This is a genomic window from Moorena sp. SIO3I6 (genome assembly GCF_010672095.1).
On record NZ_JAAHHU010001444.1, the window covers coordinates 1 to 1,272 of the forward strand.

The window sequence follows — 1,272 nt, forward strand, 5'->3', positions numbered from 1 at the left end:
GGCGGTTGGGTTTAACTGAGCCATCCTCAGTCATATCATAGAATTGGGGGACATACACCCCTGGTATCTGAGCCAAATCCAGGAGTAATGCTTCTCGACTTAAGCCAGCTGCTTTGCCTTCTTCGATTACTAAGCCAATCTCTGGCAACAATTCTTCCCCATCCCCAAGATCAACAAAATCTAAGAAATCCGCATAGGGTTCAGGATTCGATGTCGCGGTTTGTCCACCTGCAAAAATTAGGGGGATTTCCGATATATCAAACTCAGCACGCTCTTTCCAGGTCAGAGGAATTCCTGCCAAATCCAACATTTCCAAGATGTTGGTTGCCCCTAATTCATAGCTAAGGCTAAAGCCAATAATATCAAAATCTTTCAGAGGTCGCCGATTCTCGACAGCAAACAGAGGGGTTTGAGTGGAACGTAATTTAGCTGCCAAGTCTGGGGCGGGTAGATAGGCGCGATCGCATAACTGCCTAGGTTGAGAATTCAATATATTGTAGAGGATGATATGCCCTAAGTTAGAAGCGCCCACTTCATAGACTTCTGGATAAGTCAATACCCAGCGTACCTCAGCTTTTTCCCAAGGTTTATGGACTGCTCCCAACTCGTTACCTAAGTAACGGGCAGGTCTGTTGATGTCTGGTGTTAATATTTCCTCTACAGTGATTGCCATAGAAACTTTATTACTGCTTTCAATGCAGTTAGCCCTGATCCACCTTTCATTTTATCAGTACTCAGGGTAGAGATAGGGGGATAAAGGTGATGAAGTGAGGGAGTAGAGAACCACCAGATTTCTTGACTAGTATTTCCCTATCTCCTCCCATCGTCATCGGTTTAAGCACTTAATCTTCCTTGGATTTCCTAGGATTTTGCTGCACTCATAGCCATTGAGTTAGCTTCCCAACCTACTCCAACCCCCTAGAGGGCTGTAGCAAAAGCCTCATGGCTCTCAAAAATCTCAAACACTCCATCTAATTTAGTTAGCTCCAGCATAATGCGAATTGAAGGAGCTACGGAGCAAAGACCAAAGCGCCTCTCTAGACGTCTTGCTAGCTTCAGGGCATGAATTAAGGCCATTAAGCCAGCACTGTCGAGAGACTCTAACTGATGCATATCAACCAACAAAGCCGAATCCTCACCAGCCACCACAGCTTCTGTCAACTGACTTTTAAACTCAACTGCATTGGAGGCGTTAATATGACCGGAAGGTTGAATAATTCTTAATTTTGCACTCAGGGTCGCCTGTGTCATGAGTAGACTCCTCACTGGGTA

General features: G+C 45.2%; 1 protein-coding gene and 1 pseudogene. Both read right to left on the bottom strand.

Annotated features, from left to right (window positions below):
* Positions 1–673: pseudogene (locus tag F6K49_RS50115) on the bottom strand (B12-binding domain-containing radical SAM protein); the annotation flags it as partial.
* A 245-nt stretch (positions 674–918) separates the two neighbouring features.
* Positions 919–1,272 (bottom strand): STAS domain-containing protein (locus tag F6K49_RS50120; RefSeq protein ID WP_366514366.1); only part of this gene is annotated, 354 nt, incomplete at its 5' end.